The 26400-nt window shown below is 46.2% G+C and carries 24 protein-coding genes and 1 riboswitch; all 24 genes read left to right on the top strand.

All coding sequences use genetic code 11. From position 1 onward, the window contains the following. Window positions 1-254 precede the first annotated feature (254 nt). The 24 genes from V6984_RS07515 (at window position 255) to V6984_RS07630 (ending at window position 26399) form a co-directional block, all read left to right on the top strand. Window positions 255-2177, top strand: coding sequence for a glycoside hydrolase family 127 protein (locus V6984_RS07515; protein ID WP_342759164.1), 1923 nt, complete (start codon window positions 255-257; stop codon window positions 2175-2177). Between the two features lie 79 nt (window positions 2178-2256). Beyond that, a complete protein-coding gene (locus V6984_RS07520) occupies window positions 2257-3708 on the top strand; it encodes a sugar ABC transporter substrate-binding protein (RefSeq protein ID WP_342759165.1) in 1452 nt (483 codons plus the stop codon). Window positions 3709-3781: 73 nt separating this feature from the next. Further along, window positions 3782-4702, top strand: coding sequence for a sugar ABC transporter permease (locus V6984_RS07525; protein WP_342759166.1), 921 nt, complete (start codon window positions 3782-3784; stop codon window positions 4700-4702). Window position 4703: 1 nt separating this feature from the next. Beyond that, entirely contained in the window at window positions 4704-5564 is an 861-nt protein-coding gene (locus V6984_RS07530; RefSeq protein ID WP_342759167.1) for a carbohydrate ABC transporter permease, read from the top strand. A gap of 40 nt (window positions 5565-5604) precedes the next feature. Next, window positions 5605-6300 carry a hypothetical protein gene (locus tag V6984_RS07535; RefSeq protein WP_342759168.1) on the top strand — a complete coding sequence of 232 codons (696 nt, stop codon included), beginning with the start codon at window positions 5605-5607 and terminating at the stop codon, window positions 6298-6300. 79 nt (window positions 6301-6379) lie between these two features. Further along, on the top strand, window positions 6380-8530 hold the full coding sequence (locus V6984_RS07540; RefSeq protein WP_342759169.1) for a methyl-accepting chemotaxis protein: 2151 nt from the start codon (window positions 6380-6382) through the stop codon (window positions 8528-8530). 60 nt (window positions 8531-8590) lie between these two features. Continuing rightward, window positions 8591-8781: riboswitch (cobalamin riboswitch) on the top strand. 92 nt (window positions 8782-8873) lie between these two features. Further along, window positions 8874-10391 (top strand): cobyric acid synthase, encoded by a 1518-nt coding sequence (locus V6984_RS07545; RefSeq protein WP_342759170.1) that lies wholly within the window; start codon window positions 8874-8876, stop codon window positions 10389-10391. 41 nt (window positions 10392-10432) lie between these two features. Then, window positions 10433-11464, top strand: coding sequence for a nicotinate-nucleotide--dimethylbenzimidazole phosphoribosyltransferase (gene cobT / locus V6984_RS07550; protein WP_342759960.1), 1032 nt, complete (start codon window positions 10433-10435; stop codon window positions 11462-11464). A 22-nt stretch (window positions 11465-11486) separates the two neighbouring features. Next, entirely contained in the window at window positions 11487-12020 is a 534-nt protein-coding gene (locus tag V6984_RS07555; RefSeq protein ID WP_342759171.1) for a bifunctional adenosylcobinamide kinase/adenosylcobinamide-phosphate guanylyltransferase, read from the top strand. Window position 12021: 1 nt separating this feature from the next. Then, window positions 12022-12783: an adenosylcobinamide-GDP ribazoletransferase gene (locus tag V6984_RS07560; RefSeq protein WP_342759172.1), complete on the top strand. Its 762-nt coding sequence runs from the start codon at window positions 12022-12024 to the stop codon at window positions 12781-12783. Window positions 12784-12844: 61 nt separating this feature from the next. Then, complete coding sequence (locus V6984_RS07565; RefSeq protein WP_342759173.1) at window positions 12845-13228, top strand: bifunctional adenosylcobinamide kinase/adenosylcobinamide-phosphate guanylyltransferase; 384 nt, start codon at window positions 12845-12847, stop codon at window positions 13226-13228. Next, window positions 13225-13809 (top strand): histidine phosphatase family protein, encoded by a 585-nt coding sequence (locus V6984_RS07570; protein WP_342759174.1) that lies wholly within the window; start codon window positions 13225-13227, stop codon window positions 13807-13809. Before V6984_RS07565 ends, V6984_RS07570 begins: the two co-directional genes overlap by 4 nt. Window positions 13810-13841: 32 nt before the next feature. Next, window positions 13842-14840, top strand: coding sequence for an adenosylcobinamide-phosphate synthase CbiB (gene cbiB / locus V6984_RS07575; RefSeq protein WP_342759175.1), 999 nt, complete (start codon window positions 13842-13844; stop codon window positions 14838-14840). A 155-nt stretch (window positions 14841-14995) separates the two neighbouring features. Beyond that, window positions 14996-16072 carry a threonine-phosphate decarboxylase gene (locus V6984_RS07580; protein ID WP_342759176.1) on the top strand — a complete coding sequence of 359 codons (1077 nt, stop codon included), beginning with the start codon at window positions 14996-14998 and terminating at the stop codon, window positions 16070-16072. Next, complete coding sequence (locus tag V6984_RS07585; protein ID WP_342759177.1) at window positions 16065-16700, top strand: precorrin-8X methylmutase; 636 nt, start codon at window positions 16065-16067, stop codon at window positions 16698-16700. The genes V6984_RS07580 and V6984_RS07585 overlap by 8 nt, the downstream gene beginning before the upstream one ends. Window positions 16701-16703: 3 nt before the next feature. Continuing rightward, a complete protein-coding gene (gene cbiD, locus V6984_RS07590; RefSeq protein ID WP_342759178.1) occupies window positions 16704-17828 on the top strand; it encodes a cobalt-precorrin-5B (C(1))-methyltransferase CbiD in 1125 nt (374 codons plus the stop codon). A 28-nt stretch (window positions 17829-17856) separates the two neighbouring features. Then, complete coding sequence (gene cobM, locus V6984_RS07595) at window positions 17857-18621, top strand: precorrin-4 C(11)-methyltransferase (protein WP_342759179.1); 765 nt, start codon at window positions 17857-17859, stop codon at window positions 18619-18621. Continuing rightward, a complete protein-coding gene (locus tag V6984_RS07600) occupies window positions 18545-19675 on the top strand; it encodes a cobalt-precorrin 5A hydrolase (RefSeq protein WP_342759180.1) in 1131 nt (376 codons plus the stop codon). Before cobM ends, V6984_RS07600 begins: the two co-directional genes overlap by 77 nt. After that, window positions 19665-20396 (top strand): precorrin-3B C(17)-methyltransferase, encoded by a 732-nt coding sequence (cobJ, locus tag V6984_RS07605; protein ID WP_342759181.1) that lies wholly within the window; start codon window positions 19665-19667, stop codon window positions 20394-20396. Before V6984_RS07600 ends, cobJ begins: the two co-directional genes overlap by 11 nt. Beyond that, window positions 20393-22456, top strand: coding sequence for a precorrin-6A reductase (gene cobK / locus V6984_RS07610; RefSeq protein WP_342759182.1), 2064 nt, complete (start codon window positions 20393-20395; stop codon window positions 22454-22456). The genes cobJ and cobK overlap by 4 nt, the downstream gene beginning before the upstream one ends. After that, window positions 22443-23819, top strand: coding sequence for a cobyrinate a,c-diamide synthase (locus V6984_RS07615; protein WP_342759183.1), 1377 nt, complete (start codon window positions 22443-22445; stop codon window positions 23817-23819). The genes cobK and V6984_RS07615 overlap by 14 nt, the downstream gene beginning before the upstream one ends. Next, the gene (gene cbiQ / locus V6984_RS07620) at window positions 23806-24624 is read left to right on the top strand and encodes a cobalt ECF transporter T component CbiQ (RefSeq protein ID WP_342759184.1); all 819 of its coding nucleotides are present in this window, start codon (window positions 23806-23808) and stop codon (window positions 24622-24624) included. Before V6984_RS07615 ends, cbiQ begins: the two co-directional genes overlap by 14 nt. 60 nt (window positions 24625-24684) lie before the next feature. Further along, a complete protein-coding gene (locus V6984_RS07625; protein ID WP_342759185.1) occupies window positions 24685-25539 on the top strand; it encodes an energy-coupling factor ABC transporter ATP-binding protein in 855 nt (284 codons plus the stop codon). 164 nt (window positions 25540-25703) lie between these two features. Then, window positions 25704-26399, top strand: a complete 696-nt coding sequence (locus V6984_RS07630; protein WP_425324254.1) for an energy-coupling factor ABC transporter permease — start codon at window positions 25704-25706, stop codon at window positions 26397-26399. Window position 26400 lies beyond the last annotated feature (1 nt).

Here is a 26400-nt window from a genome sequence, read left to right on the forward strand (position 1 = left end):
GTATTTACAAACAATATTTCAAATGTTAGAATGAATCAACAGAAAGGTAAACGTTTACCATAATAAAATAAACTAATTTGATGGCTTAAATAATGAGAAAATTCAATTTTATTATTATAAATAGTAAACGTTTAATAAAAAAATAGGATAATAAAATGAAAAAATAAAACATAAAGCAGTGAAAAAAGAAAAAACGAAAGAATAATATGGAAAAATATAACAGAAAGGCTGGATAATGATTGGAAAAAATAAAATTGAGAAATATTAAGATAACGGATTCGCTGTTTGGAAGCTATACGAAACAGGTGGCTGATAAGATTTTGGAATATCAGTGGGAAGTGTTGAACGATCGTCAGAAGGAGGCTCTGCCGACCTATTGCATCGCTAATTTCAAGATAGCTGCCGGAGAGATGGCAGGAGAACGCAGAGGCATCGTTTTTCAGGATACGGATTTATATAAGTGGCTGGAGGCAGTCTCCTATTGTATCGACAACGGAACCGGCAAGGCTTTTGAGCGGCAGGCGGATGAGGTAATAGAACTGGTAGGCAGGGCGCAGGAGCCGGATGGATATTTAAATACATATTTTACGATTATGGCTCCTGAAAAAAAATGGAGCAATCAGGTAGAAGGGCATGAGCTTTATACTGCAGGACATTTGATGGAGGCCGCAACAGCGTATTATGAAGCGACCGGGAAGGATCGTCTCCTTAACATTGCCAGAAGGAACGCGGATTTAATCTGCCGGGTCTTCGGTCCGGAGGAAAGACAGATACATGGCTACCCGGGGCATCAGGAAGTGGAAGTGGGTCTGATAAAGCTCTATCGTGTTACCGGAGATAAGAAATACCTGGATTGTGCGTATTACTTTATCGACGAAAGAGGAAAAGAGCCCAGCTATTTCCTTGAAGAAATCAGAAGGCGCGGCGGATATGAGTTCTTTCCGGAGTTCGATAATTATGATTTGGCATACTCTCAGGCGCATATGCGTCCGGCAAAGCAAAGAACAGCGGAAGGGCATGCGGTCCGCGCCATGTATATGTGCAGTGCGATGGCGGATTTGGCCGGAGAGCGGCAGGACGAAGAACTTTTAGAAGCATGCAAGGCTATCTGGAATAACGTTACACAGAGGCGGATGTACATTACCGGAGGCATCGGTTCCAGCGGCTTATTAGAAAGATTCACGGTGGATTATGATTTGCCTAATCGAACGAACTACTCGGAGACCTGCGCTTCTATAGGACTTATGATGTTTGGGCAGAGGATGACGGCGGTAACAGGAGAGGCCGGGTATTACGATATTGTCGAGAAAGCACTTTATAATACAGTTCTCGCGGGAATCAATATAGAAGGAAACCGCTATTTTTACGTGAATCCTTTGGAGGTGGTGCCGGAATTTTGTACGAAGCGGACATACATGGATCATGTGAAGGCGAACCGGCAAAAATGGTTTTCTGTAGCCTGCTGTCCGACTAATGTGGCGAGAACACTGGCATCTTTAGGACAATATATTTATGCGAAGGAAGGAAATACATTGTTCATCCATCAGTTTATTTCGTCGGAAGTAAAAGTCATTTTAGAAGAAGGCAGCTTACATGTGAAGATGGGATCCAGACTGCTGCAAAACGGTGTTGTCAGGCTCGACTATGAGAGCGATGGGGCAAAGGCGCTCCGGATAAAGATAAGAGTTCCGGAATATGCAAAAAGCGTAAAGGCAACTTTGGACGGGGATCTGCTAGAACCTGCCAGAGAAGCCGGATACATGATTATAGAGGCGGGAGAAGCAGGAAAGCATGAGCTGGCCGTCTACTTCGGAATAGATGCCAAATGGGTGGCAGCCAATGATAATGTCCGCGAGGACTGCGGAAAAGTAGCCTTGGTAAAGGGACCTTTAGTGTATTGTCTGGAAGAAAAGGAAAATGGAAGAAACCTTGCCGGAGTGTATGTGGAAATCAACAAACCGATTGAACCGAGAGAGCCTGCAGAGGGGCTGGTGGGAGATATACCGGTGCTGGAGTATGACGGAATCCGGTTGGAAAACAAGGAGATTTCAAGAGGTGAACTGTATGGAGCGCCGGAATTTGAACTAAAGGAAATGAAGCTTCGGGCGGTTCCCTACTGCCTTTGGAACAACCGCGGCGGCGGCGAGATGTTAGTATGGCAGAAAGTGAAGATCTAGGTCAAAATGGGGTGTTTATGACGGTATTCAATAACGAATGCCGTGGAATAAAAATTACATTATCAAAGGAGAGGAAAATATGAAGAGAAAGAAATTAGTAAGCCTGGCAATGTCTCTGCTTTTGGCAGGAACAATGCTGGCAGGCTGTGGAAGCAGCCAGGAAACGGCAAGTGTAGAAACCAAGGAGACTGAGACGCAGACAGAAGCGGCACAGACGGAAGAAGCCGAGGCTCCGGTAGCGGAGACAACAGACGACAGTGACAAAGTGCATATTACTTATGCGCAGTGGGGAAATGATACGGAAACAGCGGCTACCCAGGCAGTGGCAGATAAATTCAATTCGGAGCAGGATGAAATCTATGTAGAAGTATTGAAGATCGACCACGACAATTATGTTACGAAGCTCAATGCCATGGCTACGGCAGGGGAATTGCCGGATACCGGTATTATGAGTGAAGCGGGCGTTTTGGATTTTGCAGAAAATGGATTGCTCTATGATATAAGCGACATGTACGGCGAAGGGGATGCGAAGCCTTTAGAGTCTCTTACCTTTAAGTTCAAGGGTACGCCGGTAGCTTATTCTGCAGCAAACGAAGTTTTAAATATGTGGTATAACATCGATTTACTTAAAGAAGTATGTGAGAAGCAGAATCTCGATCCGGCGCAGTTCACACCGCCGGCTTCCGCAGACAAAGCCTGGGATTGGGATACCTTTGTAAAGGTAGCACAGACATTGACGCTGGATATTAATGGGAAAAATGCTTTGGATCCTGCTTTCGATCCTGAAAATATCGAAATTTACGGCTGTAACATTAATACGCTCGCATGGCAGCTGGAAGTATGGGCATTGTCAAACGGCGGCGGATATTATAGTGCCGACGGTACGGCATGTACCATTAATTCCAAGGAAACAGCGGATGCAATTCAGGCTATTGCCGATTTAACCTTAAAATATCATTGCGCTCCTGAAATCAGCGATGCCTCAAACTCCTTGAACACTTCGCTCGGAACGGAAAAAGTCGTTATGTCTACAGACGGAGCATGGAACGTAGGAACCTTCCTCGGCCCGGATGCACAGTTTGAATATGGTGTTGGTGTCCTTCCTTATTTCCAGAATAAAGTAACCATATGTACAGGAGGACCGAATGTAGTATTTTCTCAGACAGAACACCCGCAGGAAGCTATGACCTGGCTGAAGTGGTATTATCAGGAAGAGAATTCTTGGTCCTTAATCGAAGCAGGTACATGGATGCCTATTTTGGAATCATGGTATACGGATCAGGCACTTACCGATAAATGGATCAACAACGAGAACTTCCCTGAGCACGATATGTATCAGTCTGCAGTTGTAGATTATGCAAGAGATAATTCACAATCTACTGCATGGTATTATGTAAATGGAACGGAGGAATTCAACAGCACACTTACTATGGCGTTATCCTATGTATGGACCGGAGATCAGACCGCGCAGGAAGCATTGGATGAATATGCGGAAGAATTAAATGAAATCTTTACGGAATATAATGAGTAGTAGAAATGCCTGCCCGCCGCATGATATGCGGCGGGCGGATAACGAAAGAAATGCAGGAAGGAAAGGTGTTTAAATGAGTAAAAAATATGGAGCCGAAAAGAGCAAAAGGTCGCGGGCAGGCAAAAATGAGGCGAGAACCGCATATCTTTGTCTTATTCCGGCGTTTCTTGGATTGACCTTCATCAGTTATTTGCCGACGATAGCGGTATTTATACTTAGCCTGTTCAAGTGGAACGGTGTAAAGGACCCGGAATTCGTAGGGCTGGATAACTTTATACGAATTTTTACGAAGGATGTATACTTTTTCGATTCGTTGAAAGCGACGATTATTTTTGCCCTGCTTACGGTAGTCGGTTCCATCTTATATTCTCTTGTAATTGCCATTTTTCTGAATATGAAGATAATAGGAAGGACGCTTTGGCGTTCCATCTTCTTCATTCCTTATTTATTGCCTGCAATCGGCATATTTACGGGATGGAAATGGCTGTATGAGGTAAATTACGGTTTATTCAATTTCGTAAACCGCATGTTAGGTCTTCCGACCCAGCAATATTTGAACAGTCCCGGTCAAGTGCTCCCATCGCTGGCGCTGATAGCCATATGGTGCAGCGGTAATCTGATCGTCATTTTTCTTGCGGGACTTCAGAATGTTCCCAGAGTGTACATAGAAGCTTCGCAAATCGACGGAGCAAATGCGTGGCAGCGTTTTTGGAATGTAACTGTTCCAAGTATTTCTCCGATTATTTTCTATAACTTGCTGACAGCGCTGATTACAAACCTTCAGGTTGTTACGCCATCTTTAGCTCTGACGGACGGGGGGCCTCAGAATGCCTCAATGTTCATGTCCTATGTTATCTATATGTATGCCTTCGTAAAAAAGAAAATGGGATATGCGGCTGCTTATGCGGCAATTTTCTTTATTCTCGTAGGAATCTTCACGGTTATATTGTTTGCTACGCAGAAAACAGCACTTTTTGGAGAGGAGGACGATTAGGATGGCAGGAAGATCAATTAGAAGCAGAAAGAAAAAGGAACAGATTATAAATAGAGTCGTATTGCTTGTCGTAATTATCCTGGCAGCGTTAGTGCTGTTACCGCTTTGGTGGATATTCCGCTCGTCTCTGATGAGCAACGGAACGCTTTATGCTTATCCGCCCGCCTTCATACCTCATGAATGGAAGTGGTCGAACTATACGGAGGCGCTGAAGAGCTTTCTTTACTGGAAATATTTTAAAAATACATTCACCATAATTATTCCGGCGGTAAGTGCAGGAACTATTACGGCGATTTTCTGCGGATATGCGTTTGCGAGACTACGCTTTAAAGGCAAAAAGCTGATATTCAATCTTTGCGTAGGAACCATCCTGCTTCCGGGAATGGTGACACTTATTCCTTTGTATGTATTCTGGACGCAGGGACTTGGTCTGGGAGGAACCTATTGGCCGTTGATTCTTCCGTATCTAACCGGCGGTGGATTCTTCAATATTTTCCTCATCCGTCAGTTCTTGCTGACCATACCGAGGGAATTGGATGAAGCGGCAGCGATTGACGGCGCATCGAGGATGCGCACTTTATGGACGATTTTGGTGCCGGCGATAAAACCGGCGATCGTAGTAGTAGGAATGATGTTATTTATTCAAATCTGGAACGATTTGCTTCAGCAGCTAATTTATATTAACGATATGGAAAAGACGACCTTTGCGATCGGACTTACCAATTTCACCGGTTCTTTCGGGACGAAGTGGAATCTCGCTATGGCAGCGACCTGTATGACAATTGCACCGGGCATTGTTATTTATATTTTTGGACAGAAGAGCTTTGTGGAAGGCATCGTATTGACGGGAATGAAGAACTAGAGGAAAGATAAGAACCGTAAGGCAGGAGGTGCAGCAGGAAATGAGGATCAGTAAGACTGTTACGGATTGGTACCTTGGAAATAACAGGGAAAGCGTGAAAGAAACTCCTAAAACAGGCTTTAAAAGAGTGTTTTATTTTATCTGGAACTATTCGGGGAAGCTGTTTGCAGTAAACCTTGTTTTTGTACTGTGCTGTATACCGGTAATTACTATCCCCGCTGCCTTGTGCGGCCTGAACCGGTATCTGATAAAAATGTACAAAGACGGATATGGCTTTGAGCTAGGGGATTTTTTCAGGGAATTCCGTTCACAGATTATAAAAAGTATTAAGGTAGGAATGCCTTCTTTCGTTTTGTGTTTTTACGGCGGCTATCTTCTTTTAATGTCAGGTGGGTTCCAAAATGGAGAGCAGTCGTTTTTCGTCAGCACGGTCGCTCTTGCATGCCTGGCGTTTGGGGCGCTGCTGGGAAGTTTTTGTTTTGTTCTTTTGGCGGCACTGGATTTACCTGGCCGCCATATTATAAAAAATGCTTTGATTTTAATAGTATGCGAATGGAAATCCGGCTTTTGCGCACTTATGAGCGTCTTACTTCTGTGGGGAATGTTTTGGCTGTTTTTTCCGGTATCCATCGTATTTCCTTTGCTCGGTTGTTTTGCAGTGACGCAGCTTTTCGTATGCGGCAGCATCTTTCCTGCAATATACAGAAGAATTATCGAACCGTATGAAAATTTATAAATATTTGCATCGGCACAGGTGATAAAAGAAAAATATTTTCTGCACGTCGGAAGAACTGATTCATAATAGGAGAAATGCCATGGGGAGAAAAACGAAAGCGGTATTAAGGCCGGACGAAAAGAAGAAAACAACGAAGAAGACAGCAAATGCAGGCATCATGGGTACCTTGCTAAGGGCATTTCTCGTTCCTATTGTATTAATTATCGTATTAGGCCTTGTGTCTTATAAGACTGCCTCAAATGTCATAAAGGAAAAGGTGGAGGATTCTTCCATAAGTACGGCGTCTGCCATGAGCATGTACTGCGGCCTGTTGACGGGCAACGTATCCTCAAAGGCACTGGAAATGGTCGTCGGAGACGAGCTGTCCACATATTATGAAAAGTATTATAAGCAGAAAAACGCAATAGAATATTTGCAAAGTGCTAAAAAAAATCTTCTCCAAATGCAGTTTAGTGTGGACTATATGTACAGCTGTTCAATTATTCCGGAAAACGGAACTTATCTTACTTCCATAACGGGAAGCATGGGCGATAACGTATATGAGGGATTTATGGAGTCTCCGGAGGGCCGATATTTTAAGGAGAATGAAACGCGCAAGAACGGATGGTTCGGTTACCATTCTTTTCTGGATCAGCGCCTAGACATCTCAGATAAATGGTATGGTCTGGCATTTTTTCAGAAATTTTCCAAGGCAAATACTTATCTCGTACTGGATATCACTACAGAAACTATTTATGAGATGCTGGATGAGATGGATTTCGGCGAGAACAGTATAAAGGCATTGATTTCTCCGGACGGAAGGGAGATTGTGCGTCTGCAGAAGGGTGAAGGCAGCGGGGAAGTGCTTCTGTCTAAGGGTACGGAAGCGGTATTTGCGGATAAGGATTTTTATGAAAAGAGTCTGGGTGCGGAAGAAGCAGGCGGCAATTATGTCAAATACAACGGAAATACGTATTTATACGTATATGCTCCGGTGGGAAATACCGGGATACTGTTGTGCGGCCTGATTCCCCAGGATAATATTGTAAAGGATGTCAATTCCATTCGAAGCTTATGTATCGTGATGGTATTTCTTGCATGTGTGATCGCTTTTGTCATAGGAGGCAAAATTGCGGCGGGCATGAGCAAGTCCGTGAAGATCATCACCAAAGGACTGCATGAGGTGGCGGGAGGCAATCTGACACAGGAATTCAAGACAGACCGCAGAGACGAATTCAGCCTTCTTGCCAAAAGCTTGAACGATACGCTGGAAAGTATGCGTACGCTCATGGAAGATATGCAGAAATTCGGAAATAAAGTAAAGGAAATGGCGGAAGGAGCCGCGATGAAATCGGAGACCATCCACGCTTCCGTCAAGGAAATTTCAGCGGCGGTAGACGAAGTGGCAAATGGGGCACAGACTCAGGCGAAGGAAGCGGATATCAGCAACCATAAGATGGCGGACTTTGCAGTGAAGATCGACGGCGTAAGCAAAGGGACGAACGATATGGCCCATACCGTAGACCGGGCCGCAGCTGTGGTGGAACAGGGGCGCGTCATCGTCCATGAGCTGAATATGAAGTCGGAGACGACAGTTTCCATTACCAAGGTATTGGTAGACAATATCAAGGATGTGGAGGAACGTTCCACAGAGATTGAAGGCTTTATCGATACGATCAACCGCATTGCCGGACAGACTAACCTTCTGTCTCTAAATGCTTCCATTGAAGCGGCGAGAGCGGGAGAGAACGGCAAGGGATTTGCGGTGGTGGCGGAAGAAATCCGTAAGCTTGCAGATGAATCTATGCAGGCAGGCAAGAGTATTAAGGATATCGTGGAGAATATCGGAGAGACCACGGGAAGGACGACCAGATCTGCTAAAGAAGCGGAGACGATTGTATTCGCACAGGCTGCTTCTTTGGAGGAGACTATACAGGTGTTCGGGGAGATCGACCGCTGCGTGGAGAATCTTGTGAAGGGGCTTAAGAATGTTGCAGGGAACATGCAGGAGATTGCCGGAGAGAAGGAACAGGTACAAGAATCCATCCATAATATTTCCGTGGTGTCGGAGCAGTCGGCGGTGGCAACAGAAGAAGTGACCGCAACGTTAGATGAACAGGTCAGGATCGTTTCCGGTCTGAAAGAGGATGTGGAGCTGCTGAAGAAAGAAGCGGATGCGCTAGACCGGTCTATCGGAAAATTTGTTACTGTCCGCTCCGTTCACAGTAACGAAGATTTATTATATAAATAATTATTTTCATAAAAATACTGGTAAAAATATTTTATCTATAGTATTATGGTACTCGTGAACAAAACTTCATCCATTTAAGGTGTCGAAAGAGCGGAGGCTCATTTCGATGAAAAGGGAAACAGGTGTAAATCCTGTACGAACTCGTCACTGTGATAAGGGAGTTGCGGCAAACAGCCACTGATAATAATCGGGAAGGCTGCCGTATACGATGATCTTTCAGCCAGGAGACCTGCCTTGAATGAAGTATAGTACAGCCACGAGTAATTGGTCTGGAATAGTTAAGGGATAGGTCTTACTATGTCTTTTCTGCCTCCGTACCCATTTGTGGTAAGGAGGTTTTTTTATGTCCAAATCGATCATGATACAAGGAACGATGTCCAATGCGGGAAAGAGCCTGCTCGTTGCAGGTCTGTGCCGGATATTTATGCAGGACGGTTTTAGTGCGGCGCCTTTCAAGTCGCAGAATATGGCTCTGAATTCTTATATTACGAAGGATGGTCTGGAAATGGGGCGTGCTCAGGTCATTCAGGCGCAGGCAGCCGGTCTGGAACCTTCCGTACTCATGAATCCCATTCTTCTAAAGCCTACTAACGATATCGGTTCTCAGGTAATCGTAAACGGGGAAGTCCTTGGGAATATGAATGCAAGAGATTATTTCACCTATAAAAAGAAGCTCGTTCCGGTCATAAAGGCGGCTTATGACAAGCTGCAGGAGACGGCGGATATCATCGTAATCGAGGGTGCGGGAAGTCCGGCGGAAATAAATTTAAAGGAAAACGATATTGTAAATATGGGATTGGCGAAGCTGGTAGATGCTCCCGTACTGCTAGTGGGAGACATTGATAGGGGCGGAGTCTTTGCGCAGCTTATCGGAACCCTGATGCTTTTGGAAAAAGAAGAGCAGGAACGGGTAAAGGGACTGATCATCAACAAGTTCAGGGGTGATAAAACCATACTCGATCCGGGCATAAGCATGCTGGAGGTAAAGGGCGGAAAACCGGTAGTAGGAGTCATTCCGTATATGGATATTTCCATTGAGGATGAAGACAGCCTGACCACCCGCTTTGAGAAAAAAGAAAAAGCCCTGATAGATATAGCGGTTATCCGGTTTCCGAGAATTTCTAACTTTACGGATTTCGACAGATTCGAACAGCTGAAAGATGTTTCTGTGAGGTATGTGAAAAGTGTGGCAGAGCTTGGCAGCCCCGATATGATCTTGCTTCCCGGGAGTAAGAATACGATGGGAGACTTAAAGTGGATGCGCCAGAACGGTTTGGAAGCGGCAGTCAAAAAGATGTCCGAAAGCTGCGTGGTATTTGGCATATGCGGAGGCTATCAGATGTTAGGTAAGAGCATTTCAGATCCCTTTTGCACTGAAGAAGGTGGAAATATAAGGGGAATGGAACTGCTCGCAATAGACACCGTACTTAAGAAAGACAAAATAAGAACTCAGGTAACGGGAAGATTCTGTAGTTTAGGCGGAGAGTTGTCTTCGCTTTCCGGCATGGAGATAGAAGGCTATGAGATACATATGGGTGTAAGCAGCCGGGAAGCAGAAGCTTCGCCCATCAGCGTCCTTACGGATAAAAAGGATGGCGCAGATAAGGCGGACGGTGCTTTCTTAACCAATGTATACGGCACTTATGTGCATGGAATTTTTGACCATGGAGAAATCGCTCCTGCAATCGTGAGATGCCTGGCGGAAAAGAAAGGAATCTCCTATGACGGCGGGCGGCCCATGGATCATAAAATATTCAGGGAAACGCAGTATGACAAGCTGGCGAAGGTGCTTAGAGAATACTTGGATATGGATTACATTTACGATTTGTTGGGAGTAGAGCATAAGAGGGTGGATTGGTGACGGAAGAAGAACTGAAGCGATTAAAGCTTGACGGGCCGGATATGGAAATAGAGCGAAGGATTAAAGAAATATGGGATGGCATTGCAAAGCCGCTGGATGGCCTGGGGCGGTTTGAAACGATAATCGCCCGTATAGGAGCGATTGAGGGAGATACCAGAATTGATATTTCTTCGAAAGCCGTTATTGTTCTATGTGCGGATAACGGAATCGTGGAGGAAGGAATCAGTCAAAGCGGCCAGGAAGTAACGGCGCATGTAGCCGAGAGCATGGGAAGAGGAGAAAGCAGCGTGTGCAGGATGGCGAAGGCCGCCGGAGCAGACGTAATAGCGGTGGATATAGGAATTAATTCCAAGATAAGCGGGGAGGGTATTGTACATAGGAAAATCGCCTATGGAACAAAAAACTTTTTAAAAGAGCCTGCCATGACGAAAGAAGAGGTCTTGCAAGCCGTTACGGTAGGAATTGAGCTGGTGAAGGACTGTAAAAAAAGAGGTTATACGCTTCTTGCTACCGGAGAAATGGGTATCGGAAATACTACCACCAGTGCAGCGGTGACGGCGGCTCTATTGGGATGTCCGGCAAAGGACGTAGCAGGAAGAGGAGCAGGACTGAGTAAGGAAGGTTTGAGCCGCAAATACGAAGTGATCAACAGCGCTTTGGAAAAATATCAATTTCAGAGGACGGATACCCGAAGCATAAATGCTCTTAATATACTTGCGGCAGTAGGGGGGCTGGATATTGCAGGGCTTACCGGCGTATTTATCGGCGGTGGGCTGTATCGTGTGCCGATAGTGATGGACGGCTCCATCAGTGCGGCGGCCGCGCTTGCAGCACAGCGGCTGGTGCCCGGCATAAAAGAATTCATCATTCCTTCCCATGTAAGCAAGGAGCCTGCCGCAGGAAAGATTATGCAGGAGCTTGGATTGCATCCGGTCATCGACGGGGAAATGGCACTTGGAGAGGGAACAGGCGCAGTAATGATGTTTTCACTGCTAGATATTGCCCTATCCGTTTATGAGAACCGGACGGGGTTTCAGGATATCAGTGTACAGCAGTATGTACGCTTCGATTAGTCAGAAAAAGAGGACACCGAAAATGGTAATTATCATATCCGGCGGCAGCGGCAGCGGGAAGTCTGCCTATGCTGAAAAGAAAATATTATCACTGAGAGGAGCGGAGCCGCTTTACTATCTGGCGACCATGCAAATATATGATACGGAAGGCAAAAAGAAGGTGGAGAGACATAGGAAGCTGAGAGAGGGAAAGGGGTTCGTTACAATAGAGCAGCCGTTAAACGTTGGGGCGGCAGCAGATGCGGTAGAAGAACAGGCATCGGTACTGCTTGAATGTATGTCCAATCTGGCGGCAAATGAGATGTTTGCAAATGCAGAGACCGGGCTGCCCGAAGTATCACAAGTAGAAGAGCGTGTGATGGGCAGCGTACGGATGCTTGCGGAGAGGACAAAGCATCTGGTCATCGTGACCAACAATGTGTTCGAAGATGGTAACAGCTATGACGAAGGGACCATGCGGTATATGGAGACGCTGGGACGAATTAATTGCAGGCTGGCGGAGCTTGCGGACGAGGTGACAGAGGTAGTTGCGGGAATACCGGTAGAGGTGAAATGATATGTTTTTAATTAAAGCTGCAGGAATTGCTTTTTCTATGTTTTCCATTATTCCGGTTCCCCAGTTTGAATGGAAGGAAAAGGATATGAAATATATGATTGCCTTTTTTCCTTTGGTCGGCGTGGTAATAGGAATTACGGTATATTTGTGGACAATGTTCTGTCAGGCTTTGGGAATGAGCAAAGGCTGTTTAGTCCTCATCGGAACAGCTCTTCCGATTGTCATATCCGGAGGAATCCATGTGGACGGTTATATGGATACGATGGATGCGCTGCACTCTTACAGGGATAGGGAGAGGAAGCTTGAAATATTGAAGGATGCCCATGTGGGAGCCTTTTCGGTCATTCTGTTAATTGTATATTACCTTATATATATAGGTGCGTATTTGGAAATCGAGGGGATGAAGGCTGCAGGGCTTTTGGCCTCGGGTTTCTATCTTTCCAGAATTCTCAGCGGGATCGGTGCGGTGACTTTTGCCTGTGCCAGGAAAGATGGATTGCTGTATACCTTTTCAAGCAGTGCCCAGAAAAGGCTGGTAAGGATACTCCTGTATTTGCAGCTGGCAGTTTGCGGCGGGACGATGATCTTTTTATCCAAAGGTATAGGAACCGCAGCAATTCTAATGAGTCTATTGACCTTTCTTTATTACTGGAAAAAAAGCAAAAAGGAATTCGGGGGAATTACGGGAGATACTTCAGGGTATTTTACCGTACTTTGTGAAGGGGTAATTATGTTAACCATATCGATAGGAGGTAAAGTGTGAAAAAGGTATGGTTATTGTTATGAAGCCGAAGGCTGAATAATAGCGGATAGGAGGCAGGCAGATGGAATTGTATATAGGTGGATATGCCCAGGGAAAGCTTAGGTATGTCTTGAAAGAAAGTGGCCGCGGATTAGAAAGCGTGGTGGATGGAGCTTTGGAAGATTTAGCGGATATCGGACAAGAGAAAGAAATCATAAACCGCTTTCATGAATGGTTCTTCCTAAAGCTTCAGCTGAAAGAAGAGCCGGAAAAAATAATAGAGCAGATACTCTCAAATCGTAAAGACCTGATTATTATAAGCAACGAAGTGGGCTGCGGTATCGTGCCTATGGAGGAAGAACAGAGGCAGTACAGGGAGAGACTTGGAAGATGCCTCTGCGACATTGCGAAAAAGGCGGATCGTGTTGAGCGTATCATATGCGGATTGGGGCAAAGGATTAAATGAGACTGATATTGATACGTCATGGTGCTACGAAAGCGAACGAAGAAGGCAGATATATCGGAGGAAGAACGCAGGAGGTTCTTACCGAAGAAGGAAGGAAGAAGCTGCTTGCAGTAAAAGCGGCGGGAAAATATCCTCTGGTACAATGCCTGGCCTCCAGTCCGATGGAACGATGTATAGAGACCGCAAGACTGATTTATGAAAGGGAGCCTGCTATCGTCATAGAGGAATGGCGGGAAATAGATTTCGGAAGCTTTGAAGGGAAGAATTATAAAGAATTGATGAGTGATACCTACTACCGGAAATGGCTGGACAGCAATGGAACTCTGCCCTTTCTGCAGGGAGAGAGCAGAGAAGAATTCTCAGAAAGATGCTGCGAAGGTTTCGTGAAATTTTGTGGACATATGGAAGCGGAGCGTATGGAAACTGCCGCAGCCATCGTTCATGGAGGAACGATCATGGCTGTGCTCAGCTCGTTTGGAAGGGGAGAATACTACGACTTTCAATGTAAAAATGGAGAAGGCTATTGCGTCGAGGTTTCCATGGATGGAGCAATACGAATAGAGGATATTCGGAAGCTATGAGGAGGAAAGGTTGAAAGGAGCATGGTATAAAAATGCGGGAGATTATACTGTATCATATGTTAGGCTTTTTTGCAGGATTTGTTCTGGACCTTGTGCTTGGAGACCCCTATTGGCTGCCCCATCCGGTAAGAGCCATCGGCAATTTGATCGCGAAGCTGGAAGCGGTACTGCTTAAAAAAAAGGATGGAGCGGATAGAACGCAAGATGAGGAACGTAAGGCAGGAAGAATTCTCGTAATTACTGTTTTGACGTTGACAGGGGGTATTTCCTTCTTGATGTTATGGATGGCCTATACGTTGCATCCGGTATTAGGAATCGTTATAGAAAGTATCATGAGCTATCAAATCCTCGCTACTAAGTGCTTGAAACAGGAGAGCATGAAGGTTTATGCAAGGCTTAAAGAACAGGATTTGCCGGGGGCGAGAAAAGCAGTCTCCATGATCGTAGGGAGAGATACGAACGCCCTGGATGAAACGGGAGTCGCGAAAGCAGCTATAGAAACGGTAGCTGAGAACCTTTCCGACGGAGTCATAGCACCCATGCTTTATCTGGCTGCCTTCGGCCCGGTACTGGGACTTTTATACAAGGCGGTCAATACGATGGATTCCATGGTTGGATATAAAAATGAAAAATATCTTCATTTTGGCCAAGCGGCCGCGAAGCTGGACGATGGGGTCAATTATATTCCGGCAAGGATCAGCGCTGTACTGATGATTGCTTCTGCTTTTCTGGCAGGCAAGGATTTTGACGAAAAGCGGGCGCTTATGATTTACAGACGGGACAGGTATGAACATGCCAGCCCTAATTCCGCACAGACGGAGGCGGCTCTCGCCGGAGCACTGGGAATCAGGATCGCCGGGGATGCCAGTTATTTTGGAGAAATAGTAAAAAAGCCTTACATAGGAGACGAGGTGCGCGCAGTGGAATACGAGGATATTGTGAGGGCAAATAAGCTTTTGTATTTATCCGCGGCTCTATGTGAGTGTATTTGCCTGCTCATTATGTCGGGTATTTACTTTTTTTTATTATAATGCACACTTTTGTAATGTAATAGGAAAGTACTCCTATTACATAAAAATAGATGCGCAGCTACGCGCGCGGGACAAAAGCTGTGCTTGCAGAGTTTTTTGAACGCGAGAGTGTGCGAAGCACACTTTTGTTCCAGAGAGGATGAAGTTAGAAGGAAATGGATGAGAGAGAAATGATGGTTCATGGAGGAGATATTTATCGGAAGATAATAGATATTGATTTTTCCGTAAATATCAATCCTCTCGGTATGCCGGAGAGAGTGAAGGAAGCGCTGCAAAAAGCACTGGCAGATTGCGGAAGGTATCCTGATATCCGGGCTGAAAAGCTGCGGTATGCCATTGAAAAAATGAACGGAATAAATAAGCAGCACGTTCTTTGCGGAAACGGAGCGTCGGAACTGTTTCTTGCAATTGTACACGGAATAAAGCCGAAAAAGACCATGATACCGGTGCCTTCCTTTTATGGCTATGAACATGCGGCGAGGGCGGCGGGAGGCGAAATCCTTTTTTATGAAATGAAAGAGGAAACAGGCTTTTGTTTACAGCCGGATTTTCCGGAGGCTTTGGAGGAGGAAATGGATCTGCTCTTTTTGGCAAATCCCAATAATCCTGTGGGCAATGTAATAAATACCGGCTTGCTGGAGGAGATTCTAAGGACGTGTCTGGAAAAAGATATAGCGGTGGTTATGGATGAATGTTTTTTGGAATTTACGGGAGATGATGATGAAAGGTCATTAAAATCACAGTTGAAAGAATATCCTAACTTGATCATAGTCCGCTCATTCACTAAGATTTTTGCAATGCCGGGGGTAAGGCTCGGATACTTATTTTGCGGCAACCAGGAAATGCTGGAGCAGATTGGAAATCAGCTGCCGGAATGGAATCTGTCCGTATTGGCCCAGGCGGCGGGAATACAAGCGTGCAAGGAAACGGAGTATGTGAAGAGGACGGCCGGACTTGTGAAAAGAGAACGGGAATACATGAGGGATGAACTTGAGAAAGCGGGAATAGAGGTATTTCCCTCCGAGACGGATTATCTGCTCATATATTCTTCTCTGCCCCTGTATGAGAAACTATTGGAACATAAGATACTGATTCGCGACTGCAGCAATTTCAGAGGAATGAGAAAGGGATTTTACCGCCTGGCGGTAAAGAGCCATGAGGAAAATGAAATGCTGCTTCATGCGGTAGGAAAAATCGAGGAGGCAGCAAGAGTGAGGAGTAAGGATGAATGAGCTTCAATTTGTTCTTCCGGAAGAAATCGAGAAGCAAAGCTTCGAAATTATTTCGGAAGAGCTTAAGGAAAGAAATATCCTTTTGAAAAAGGATCAGGAAATGGTAATAAAACGTGTGATCCATACCAGCGCCGATTTCGAGTATGCGGATACTATGGCTTTTTCTGAAGACGCTGTGAATAAAGCGAAGGAGCTGATCCGAAACGGAGCGCATATCGTAACGGATACTAATATGGCGCTTGCCGGAATCAATAAAAAGATATTGGGAGGCTTCGGCGGAGAGGCACATTGCTTTATGGCGTGGGAGAGAACCGCAAAGCTGGCGAAGGAGAGCAATACGACCAGAGCGGCGGTGAGCATGGAGCTTGCGGGAGAAATTGGCAAGCCTTTGATCTTCGCAGTGGGGAATGCTCCTACCGCACTTGTGCGATTGTATGAAATGATAGAAGCAAAAGTATTAATACCGGAATTCATAATCGGTGTTCCGGTGGGTTTTGTTAATGTGGTGGCGGCCAAGGAGCTGATCATGAGGACGAAGGTTCCCTATATCGTCAACCGGGGCAGGAAGGGTGGAAGCAATGTGGCAGCGGCTATCTGCAACGCTATTTTATATGAATTGGGAAGGTGAGCGATGAGATACGGCTTTACGACGGGAAGCTGCGCCGCGGCGGCGGCTAAGGCAGCAGCCTATATGCTGCTGACCGGTATGGAAAAAACAAAAATCAGTATCGATACTCCTAAGGGAATTATCTATAAAGCCTCGATAAAAGAAATTACCAGAGAGGAAGCGCGGGTTTCCTGCGCCGTGAGAAAGGATGGAGGAGACGATCCGGACATTACCACGGGAGCCCTTGTGTTTGCGGAAGTTTCCATAAAAGCGCCTGATACGGAGGGGAAGAGCGCACGCATTTTCATCGATGGAGGAACTGGAGTCGGAAGGGTGACGAAGCCCGGACTGGATCAGCCGGTGGGAAATGCGGCAATCAATCATGTGCCCCGGGAAATGATTGAGCGGGAAGTGCTTCAGGTATGTGAGCTTGTGGACTTCAAAGGTTGTCTGTCCGTCATTATTACGGTGCCTGAGGGAGAGGCTCTGGCGGGAAGGACTTTTAATCCCCGCCTGGGAATTACGGGGGGCATCTCCATTCTCGGCACCACGGGAATCGTAGAGCCTATGAGCAGTAAGGCCTTACTGGATACTATCCGTACGGAGTTAAGTGTGAAGAAGGCATCAGGTGCGGAGGCGGTAGCGGTGTCGCCGGGAAACTATGGTCTGGATTATATGAAGCGGGCCTACGGATACGATCTGGATAAAAGTGTGAAGTGCAGCAACTTTATCGGTGATACCATCGATATGGCTGCCGAAGCGGGCTTTCGGGAAATGTTGTTGACCGGGCATATCGGAAAACTGGTCAAGCTGTCCGGCGGAATGCTGAACACCCATTCCAAGAATGGAGACTGCCGGATGGAGCTGCTTGCGGCAGCAGGAATAGAAGCGGGTATAGATGCCGGGGCGGCAAAGGAAATCCTTAGCTGCGTGGCCACAGAGTCGGCCGTCTCGATACTGAAGGCTGCCGGAAGGCTTGAGATGGCAATGGATATCGTGATGGGAAAAGCACAGGGATATTTGGCGAAGAGAGCAGATGGCAGGCTTCGTATAGAATGTATTATGTATGCCAACGATTACGGCGAGCTGGTAAAGAGTGAAGGTGCACAGGAATTGCTCCTTAAGATAAAAAACCAGGAGTTACAGTAATGGCAATTGAAAAGGAGAGGTAAGCCTTATGATTTATTTTGTGGGAGCGGGAACCGGGGCGCCGGATCTGATCACAGTAAGAGGGAAGCGCCTGCTTGAAGAGGCAGATGTGATAATTTATGCGGGTTCCCTGGTAAATCCGGAGCTGTTAAGCTATGGGAAAGAAAGCTGCAGTGTTTACAACAGCTCAGAAATGACCTTGGAGGAAGTGATGGCTGTCATGGAAGCTGCCGAAAGGGAAGGAAAGAAAACGGTGCGGCTCCATACGGGCGACCCCAGCATCTATGGTGCGGTTCGAGAGCAGATGGATATTTTGGAGGAATGGAACATTCCTTATGAAAGCTGCCCCGGTGTCAGTGCCTGTTTCGGAGCGGCTGCTTCTCTGAATTTGGAATATACGCTGCCTGGGATATCTCAAAGCCTGATCATCACGAGGATGGAGGGAAAAACTGCCGTTCCGGCAAAGGAAAGCATTGAAAGCTTCGCAGCGCATCAGGCCTCTATGGCGGTTTATTTAAGCAGCGGGATGACGGGGGAATTGAGCAGACGCCTTATAGAGGGCGGCTACAGCGAAAGGACTCCTGCAGCCATTGTATACAAAGCCACATGGCCGGAAGAAAAAAAGTATATCTGTACGGTAGGAACTTTGGAGGAGACGGCGAAAGCCTATGAGATTACAAAAACAGCTTTGATTCTCGTAGGAGACGTTATCGCCCATGAGCGATATAAACGATCCAGATTGTATGCACCGGATTTTGAAACAGAATTTCGAGGGAGAAAAAGTGGAACGTAAATGCGTTAGTGTAATCAGCTTTACCGAACGAGGGATGAAACTGTCGGAGGAAATGAAGGATAGGATCAAAGAGAGTATGCATGCTTCCTTGTATACAAAGTGGCACAAATACACAGGTGAAAAGGCAGAAGTGATCTTCTGCGAAGAAAGCCTTTTTTCCTGGACCCAAAATTGTTTTTTTTATAAGCGGCCGGTTATTTTTATCGGAGCCTGCGGCATTGCGGTACGGGCGATCGCCCCTTTTGTAAGAGACAAGCTGCAGGATATTCCCGTACTTGTCGTGGATGAGGCAGGGCAGTTTGTCATTCCGCTTTTGTCAGGGCATTTTGGGGGAGCATGTGAGCTGGCGGAAGAAATTGCCGGGATCATGGGAATGACTGCTGTCATCACTACTGCAACGGACGTGAACCAGATGTTCGCCGTAGATGTGTTTGCCAGACAGAATCATCTGGTAATTTGCAACAGAGAAGGCATAAAGGAAATATCTGCGGCCGTACTTGCGAAAGAAAAGGTGTCTTTTGCAATCGACGGCTCCTATGAGGGAAGATTGCCGAAAGAGCTTACCCTTGCAAAACCGGGAGAAAGAAACGTTTCCGTCCTTCTGTCTCCTTATGAAAAAGAGGAAATAACGGCAGTGCTGTATCTTGTGCCACGGGTCTTTGTAATAGGAATCGGATGCAGACGGGGAAAGGCAGCCACTGAAATAGAGGCCGCGGTAGATGAATATTTGAAGCAAACAAAGATAAGGGCAGAAGCGGTTGCAGGCATTGCATCCATCGATGTGAAGAAGGCGGAGAAGGGACTTTGTGAGCTTTCGGAGAAATATGACTGGAACTTTCAGACCTTTTCTAAGGAAGAACTAGAAAGCGTTCCCGGGGATTATAAGGCTTCTCCCTTCGTGAAGTCTATGGTGGGTGTGGATAATGTCTGCGAACGGGCTGCTATGGCAGCTTGCAAAGAAGAGGCTGAGTTGGTGCTCGGCAAGCAGACTCAAAATGGAGTTACAGTAGCGATAGCGATGAGAAAATGGAGTGTATCATTTGATGAAGCATAAAATTTATGTGGTAGGAATAGGACCGGGCAGTGAGGAAATGATGAGTGTTCAGGCTATCCGGATATTGGAGGAATGCGACGTCATCGTCGGCTATCCCGTTTATCTGGACCTGCTTAAGGATAGGTTCGGCCATAAAGAATTTCTTTCCACGCCTATGCGGCGGGAGGCAGAGCGGTGTCTGCTATGCTTTGAGGAAGCGAGAAAAGGGAAAAAGACGGCGCTGGTATGCAGCGGTGATGCAGGCGTTTATGGTATGGCCTCGCTGATGTATGAAATCGGAAGGGCATATCCCGATTGTGAGCTTGAGATCATTCCGGGAATCACGGCTGCTAACAGCGGCGCCGCACTGTTAGGTGCTCCGCTGAACCATGATTATTGTGTTATAAGTCTAAGCGACCTGCTCACTCCCTGGGAAAAAATAGAAAAAAGGCTTCGTGCCGCGGCTGCGGGTGATTTCTGTATAGCGTTGTATAATCCGTCCAGTCATAAAAGAGCGGACTATTTAAAAAAGGCCTGTGAGATCCTGCTGGAAGTGATCGAAGAGAAAAGGGCCTGCGGCTTCGTGGAAAATATCGGACGAGAGGGAACAAAAGTCACCGTATGTTCTCTTAAGGAGCTTTCAGGCGCGCAGGTAAATATGTTCACGACCGTCTTTATCGGAAATTCCCAGACCGAAATGAGAGAGGATAAGCTGATTACGAAAAGAGGGTACCGGTTATGAAACCAGAGAAAAAGCAAATTCTCATATTCGGCGGGACAACAGAAGGAAGAAGGCTGGCAGAAAGCATGTGCGCAGCGGGTTTCTTTTGTACGGTATCTGTGGCGACGCAGTACGGAGAACAGGTTATGGAGGAAATGCCTGCGCTTACCCTCCATAGAGGAAGAATGGATGCCGGGCAGATGGAGGAATTCATAAAGAAAGGCAGATTCTTTGCGGTTGTAGATGCCACTCACCCTTTTGCCGTGGAGGTGTCTGAAAATATACGAAAGAGCCTTTCCGGAATGTCTTTGCCGTATATTCGCCTAAAAAGAGACACAGGTATCGAGGAAACGGAAGGGAAGAACCTTCGTTGGTTTCGAGATATGGAATCCTGCGGGGAGGCACTGCAGGAAACAACAGGCAATGTGCTTTTGACAACAGGAAGTAAGGATTTGAGTGCTTTTAGCAAAGAGGAATTGAGAAAACGCCTTTATGTAAGGGTGCTTCCAAACGAAGAAAGCATAGCCCTTTGTGAAAAGCAAGGAATATGCGGGAAGCAGATTATAGCCATGCAAGGGCCTTTTTCCACGGAAATGAACGAAGCGATCATAAGACAGTTTCATATATCATATCTGGTGACGAAGGAAAGCGGGAATACCGGCGGATTTTATGAAAAGGTAAAAGCTGCCGGCAATGCTGGAATACCGGTAATGGTAATCGGCAATCCCGAGAAGGAAGAGCAAGGCTTTTCTTATGAAGAGGCAGCGGAGGAAATATACCGGCTGGCAGGAGAAAAACCCGAAAGTCCGAAACTAATGGTATCTCTGATAGGAATAGGAATGGGAGCAGAAGGTCTTCTGACTCTTGAAGCAAAGGAGAAAATACAACGTGCGGATGTGATTTTCGGCGCGCAGCGACTGCTTGAGGAAGTAGGCGAAGAGAAAGAGAAGTATCCGTATTATCTGGCGGCAGATATTATTCCCAGGCTGGCGGATATGGTAGAAAAGGAGGACAGGTACAAGCCCTGTATCAAAGCCGCGGTTCTTTTCTCCGGCGATACCGGATTCTACAGCGGTGCGTCAAAGCTTTATGAGGAACTGAAAAAGGAAACGAAGGAAAAACGATTGAGAGCGGATGTTGAAATGCTGTCCGGAATCTCCTCCATGTCCTATCTGGCCGCTAAAGCACGGATGAACTGGCAGGACGCAGCTGTCATAAGCCTCCATGGAAGAAAAGCGAATATTATGGAGACGGTAAGGCGGGAGAAAAAGACTTTTGTGCTCGTTTCCGGGCTTGAAGATATGAAATATTTGGGAGAGCTGTTTTCCGGTGAAGAATGGAACGGACTAAGGATTACTGCGGGATACCGTCTTTCCTATCCGGAAGAGGAAATCATGGTGCTTACACCGTCCATGTGCGGGAGCCTGGAAAAGGAAGGGCTTTACTGTTGCTTTATAGTGAACGAAAGGACGGCGGCTCAGAAAGTTTCCCATGGGTTGAAGGATGCATCTTTTCTTAGGGGAAGTACACCCATGACGAAGGAGGAGGTAAGGGAAATTTCCATTTGTAAGCTTGCTCTTGAAAAGAACTCCGTTCTCTATGATGTGGGCAGCGGAACCGGCTCAGTCTCCGTAGAATGTGCCCGCTTATCCGATGAGATACAAGTGTACGCTATAGAAAGTGATAGAGAGGCCGTGGAGTTGCTTGGGAAAAACAGTGACCTTTTCGGACTTACAAATATCGAGGTCATTGAAGCGCAGGCACCGGAGGGAATGGGGCCTCTTCCGGCACCGACCCACGCGTTCATCGGAGGAAGCGGAGGCAAAATGATAGAGATTCTGAAGGTTCTGTATGAGAAAAATCCGTTTCTAAGAGTGGTTATAAATGTGATTACTCTGGAGACTTTGGGAGAGATAACCGATTTGCTGAAGGAATTCCCGGTAAAAGAAGAGGACATCGTTCAGGTACAGATAAGCCGGGCGAAAAAAGCAGGGCCATATCATTTGATGCAGGCGGAGAATCCAATTTATATTATTTCATTTAATTTTCTAGAGGGGCTGACAGAAAATGAAAACACCTAGAATTATGATTGCCGCCACGGGAAGCGGGAGCGGTAAAACGACCGTAACCTGTGCACTTTTGCAGGCAATTGTCGATATGGGAAAAACGGCAGCAGCGTTTAAGTGCGGGCCGGATTATATAGATCCGATGTTTCACAAAAAAATATTGGGGATTCCGTCAAAAAATCTGGATGCTTACTTTACGGAGGATGGACTTACGAGGACACTTTTTATGGAGGATGCAGCCGGAAAGGATATTTCTGTCATAGAAGGGGTTATGGGCCTTTTTGACGGTCTTTCAGGAATAAGGGAAGAAGCCTCCTCCTATCATTTGGCAAAGGTGACGAAAACCCCCATTGTTCTGGTCATAGACGCTCATGGCATGGGCAGATCTCTGATTCCCCTTATCGCGGGGTTTCTGCAATACGACAGCGAACATTTGATCGGCGGAATTATTTTGAATAAAATCACAAAAATGTTCTATGAATTGATCGGGCCGGAAATTGAAAGAGAGTTGTCCGTTAAGGTAATCGGCTATTTTCCTTTGCAGAAGGATCTGAATATAGAGAGCAGGCACTTAGGACTGAAGCTTCCTGAGGAGACGAAGAGTTTGCAATACAGGATAAAAAGAGCTGCTGAGGTGTTAAAGGATTCCGTAGATATGGAAGCACTTTTCTCTCTTTCGGAAGAAGCGGTGGAACTGGAAGAGGAAGAGCATCTTTCTGATAAGGAGCGGATTTCCGTAAATCGTCAGATATCCATCGGAATAGCGATGGACGAAGCCTTCTGTTTTTATTATGAAGATAATTTGAGGCTGCTGCAAAGGGCGGGAGCGCGGCTTGTACCGTTTTCTCCGTTGAAGGATAAGAGCCTTCCTGAGGGAATCGGAGGCTTCCTCTTGGGTGGAGGATATCCCGAGCTGCATGCAGCGACGCTTGCCGGAAATGAAGAGATGAAAAAGTCCGTGCTGCGTGCGGTAAGAGAAGGTATGCCCTCCCTTGCGGAGTGCGGCGGTTTTATGTATTTGCACGCGGGGATGGAGGATATGGAGAAGAGAAGGTATCCGATGGTGGGCGCGTTGGAAGGGGAATGTCATTATACCGGAAAGCTGGTACGGTTCGGTTATATCGAGGTAGCGGAGGAGAAGAATCTTTTTCTGGGAGAGAATGAGAGGATAAAGGGGCATGAGTTCCACTATTTTGACAGCACGGATAACGGAGCATCGTGCATTGCAAAAAAGCCTGTAACCGGAAGAAACTGGAAATGCGTCCATACGACGGAAAATTGTTGGTGGGGATTTCCTCATCTGTATTATTATTCAAATCCTCAATATGTTTATCATTTTATGGAAAGGGCGGCACAATATGCGGATGGAAAGAGATAGAAGAAAAGTACATCACCATGATCATCGTAACAGCCATCGTCATGTATCCGTCGACAGCTATGCATACATTTCTGGGCTGAAAGATTGGAATACGCCGTTTAAAGTCAGCTTCGCGCTGCTTTCGATTCTTGCGGTTATTACGGCGGATTCCCCTGTGGTTTCCGTTATGACAATAGCCTTTATGGGAGTTCTTTCTATAGAAGCGGGGAGGATTAAACCGGGGGATTATTTCAGACTGATGCTCGTACCTTCTGCTTTTATCATCACAGGGGGAATCGCTGTTCTAATACAAGTCGGCGCAGGAGCGGAGAGTCTGCTTCGGATTCCTTTTTTCAGTACTAATCTTTATATTACGGAGGAAAGCCTCAGACAATCCTTGGGACTTTTTGGCAAAGCCTTCGGTGCGGTAAGCGCTCTTTATATGCTGGCGCTTTCTACGCCTATGGGAGAAATTATTTCGACCTTAGGCAAGGTTAAAGTTCCCTCCATTATATTGGAATTGATGCACTTAATCTATCGCTACATTTTCATTCTTTTGGAAACGAACGCAGGGCAGAAGGATGCGGCGCAGTCCAGACTGGGTTACTGTGATATGAAGACCTCTTTTCGAACCTTCGGCAGTGAATTGGCTAATCTGCTGATCCTTTCTATGAAAAAGTCGGGAGAATATTATGACGCTCTGGAATCCAGGGGTTATGAAGGAAACTGTCTTTTCTGGGAGGAGAAGAGAAAGCTGACGAAGAAGCAGGTGATTTGGGCAGCAGCCTATGCGGGAGCGGTAGTTATTCTGATTATTTTATTTTAAATGCAGAAATCATAAGTTACTGAGAACGGAGTGAACAGTAACAAGCTTGGAGTGGAGCAAATGAACAGAAAAATATTAGAGACAAAAGATTTAACATTTTCTTATGAAGAAGGACGGATGGCGTTAAATCATCTGTCGGTGGAAATACATGAAAAAGAAAAAATTGCTGTTTTGGGTGCCAACGGGGCCGGGAAATCCACTTTTTTTCTGAATTTAAACGGTGTCAGAGCTCCGGAAGAGGGGGAGATCTTTCTCTATGGAACCCGGATAGACAAGAAAAACAGACGAGAGCTCATAAAGAACGTGGGCATCGTCTTCCAGGATGCGGACAGCCAGATCATAGCCTCTACCGTAAAGGCTGAGGTGGCGTTCGGGCCGCTGAATATGAAGCTTCCGAGACAGGAGGTGGAGGAAAGAACGATAGATGCGATGGAAAGGCTGGATCTGCAGGCCTATGCGGAGCGCCCTCCCCATTATTTGAGCGGAGGAGAGAAAAAGCGGGTCAGCATAGCGGATATTCTGGCGATGGATTCGCCTATCATCATATTCGATGAGCCTACTGCGTCTCTGGACCCGGTAAATGCCGATATGCTGGAAAGGATATTGGAGGAGCTGGAACAGGAGGGTAAGACGATATTGCTGTCTACTCACGATGTAGACTTCGCTTATCGTTTTGCAGACCGTGCGCTTGTATTCTGTGAAGGAAAGCTCATTGCCGACGGGAAACCGGAGGACATCTTCCGGGATGAGGAAATCCTTAAAAGGGCGAATTTGAAAAAGCCTGTGCTGATTCAGGTTTATGAAATGCTAAAGCGGAAGAATCTGCTTCAGAGAAATCCGCTGACGAAAGATATGCTGCCGGAAAAGAGAGAGAGTTATCCGAGAACCCTTGCGGAAATAGAGGCGCTTTTATGATAAGATTTGGCAGCGAAAAGCAGGCTGCTGAACACAGCTATTGAACGCGGACAGGCATTCTTGTATGAGATGCCTGCGCGTATGCAAATAGAGAAAAGGAGAATTTAAAGATGACAAAGAATCAAAGAAAAACGATTGCGGCACTGGCAGTCGTATCAGTAATCATGAGCATTACTGTGAATTCAAATGCAATGCACATTATGGAAGGATATCTGCCTCCGAAATACAGTATTGCGTGGGGAATTTTATGTATTCCGTTTTTAGTGGCAGGATTTCTGTCTATAAGAATGAAGCTGAAAGACAGCAGGAGAAATATTACACTGCTGGCTATGGCAGGAGCATTTATCTTCGTAATTTCTTCCCTGAAAATTCCTTCTGTAACAGGAAGCTGCTCCCATATGACAGGCACCGGACTTGGAGCCATTTTATTCGGACCTGCTGCTGTCAGCATTCTGGGAATTATCGTGCTGTTGTTCCAGGCGATTCTGTTAGCGCATGGCGGACTTACCACCCTTGGGGCTAACACTTTTTCGATGGCGATTGCCGGACCTTTTTTAACCTTTGGCATTTATAAGCTTTGTATGAAATTAAAGGTGAATAAATGGGTATCCGTTTTCCTGGCAGCATTTTTCGGAGATATATTTACTTATTGTGTGACCAGCTTCCAGCTCGCTATGGCGTATCCTTCCATAGAAGGCGGAGTAGGTGCTTCTGTCGCTAAGTTCCTGAGCGTCTTTGCACCGACACAGCTTCCCCTTGCAATTTTGGAAGGAATACTTACTCTTCTTATCATGATCGCGCTGGAGACTTATGCAAAACCGGAATTGAAAATGCTCGGATATATGAAGGAGGCAAAATAGA

Origin of the sequence: Kineothrix sp. IPX-CK, from assembly GCF_039134705.1 — a bacterium.
Lineage (GTDB): Bacteria > Bacillota > Clostridia > Lachnospirales > Lachnospiraceae > Kineothrix > Kineothrix sedimenti.

Bases quoted from the DNA above. Each gene is read 5' to 3' on its own strand.
- V6984_RS07520 (WP_342759165.1), top strand. From the start codon at position 2,257: ATGAAGAGAAAGAAATTAGTAAGCCTGGCAATGTCTCTGCTTTTGGCA.
- V6984_RS07525 (WP_342759166.1), top strand. From the start codon at position 3,782: ATGAGTAAAAAATATGGAGCCGAAAAGAGCAAAAGGTCGCGGGCAGGC.
- V6984_RS07530 (WP_342759167.1), top strand. From the start codon at position 4,704: ATGGCAGGAAGATCAATTAGAAGCAGAAAGAAAAAGGAACAGATTATA.
- V6984_RS07535 (WP_342759168.1), top strand. From the start codon at position 5,605: ATGAGGATCAGTAAGACTGTTACGGATTGGTACCTTGGAAATAACAGG.
- V6984_RS07540 (WP_342759169.1), top strand. From the start codon at position 6,380: ATGGGGAGAAAAACGAAAGCGGTATTAAGGCCGGACGAAAAGAAGAAA.
- V6984_RS07545 (WP_342759170.1), top strand. From the start codon at position 8,874: ATGTCCAAATCGATCATGATACAAGGAACGATGTCCAATGCGGGAAAG.
- cobT (WP_342759960.1), top strand. From the start codon at position 10,433: ATGGAAATAGAGCGAAGGATTAAAGAAATATGGGATGGCATTGCAAAG.
- V6984_RS07555 (WP_342759171.1), top strand. From the start codon at position 11,487: ATGGTAATTATCATATCCGGCGGCAGCGGCAGCGGGAAGTCTGCCTAT.
- V6984_RS07560 (WP_342759172.1), top strand. From the start codon at position 12,022: ATGTTTTTAATTAAAGCTGCAGGAATTGCTTTTTCTATGTTTTCCATT.
- V6984_RS07565 (WP_342759173.1), top strand. From the start codon at position 12,845: ATGGAATTGTATATAGGTGGATATGCCCAGGGAAAGCTTAGGTATGTC.
- V6984_RS07570 (WP_342759174.1), top strand. From the start codon at position 13,225: ATGAGACTGATATTGATACGTCATGGTGCTACGAAAGCGAACGAAGAA.
- cbiB (WP_342759175.1), top strand. From the start codon at position 13,842: ATGCGGGAGATTATACTGTATCATATGTTAGGCTTTTTTGCAGGATTT.
- V6984_RS07580 (WP_342759176.1), top strand. From the start codon at position 14,996: ATGGATGAGAGAGAAATGATGGTTCATGGAGGAGATATTTATCGGAAG.
- V6984_RS07585 (WP_342759177.1), top strand. From the start codon at position 16,065: ATGAATGAGCTTCAATTTGTTCTTCCGGAAGAAATCGAGAAGCAAAGC.
- cbiD (WP_342759178.1), top strand. From the start codon at position 16,704: ATGAGATACGGCTTTACGACGGGAAGCTGCGCCGCGGCGGCGGCTAAG.
- cobM (WP_342759179.1), top strand. From the start codon at position 17,857: ATGATTTATTTTGTGGGAGCGGGAACCGGGGCGCCGGATCTGATCACA.
- V6984_RS07600 (WP_342759180.1), top strand. From the start codon at position 18,545: ATGAGCGATATAAACGATCCAGATTGTATGCACCGGATTTTGAAACAG.
- cobJ (WP_342759181.1), top strand. From the start codon at position 19,665: ATGAAGCATAAAATTTATGTGGTAGGAATAGGACCGGGCAGTGAGGAA.
- cobK (WP_342759182.1), top strand. From the start codon at position 20,393: ATGAAACCAGAGAAAAAGCAAATTCTCATATTCGGCGGGACAACAGAA.
- V6984_RS07615 (WP_342759183.1), top strand. From the start codon at position 22,443: ATGAAAACACCTAGAATTATGATTGCCGCCACGGGAAGCGGGAGCGGT.
- cbiQ (WP_342759184.1), top strand. From the start codon at position 23,806: ATGGAAAGAGATAGAAGAAAAGTACATCACCATGATCATCGTAACAGC.
- V6984_RS07625 (WP_342759185.1), top strand. From the start codon at position 24,685: ATGAACAGAAAAATATTAGAGACAAAAGATTTAACATTTTCTTATGAA.
- V6984_RS07630 (WP_425324254.1), top strand. From the start codon at position 25,704: ATGAGCATTACTGTGAATTCAAATGCAATGCACATTATGGAAGGATAT.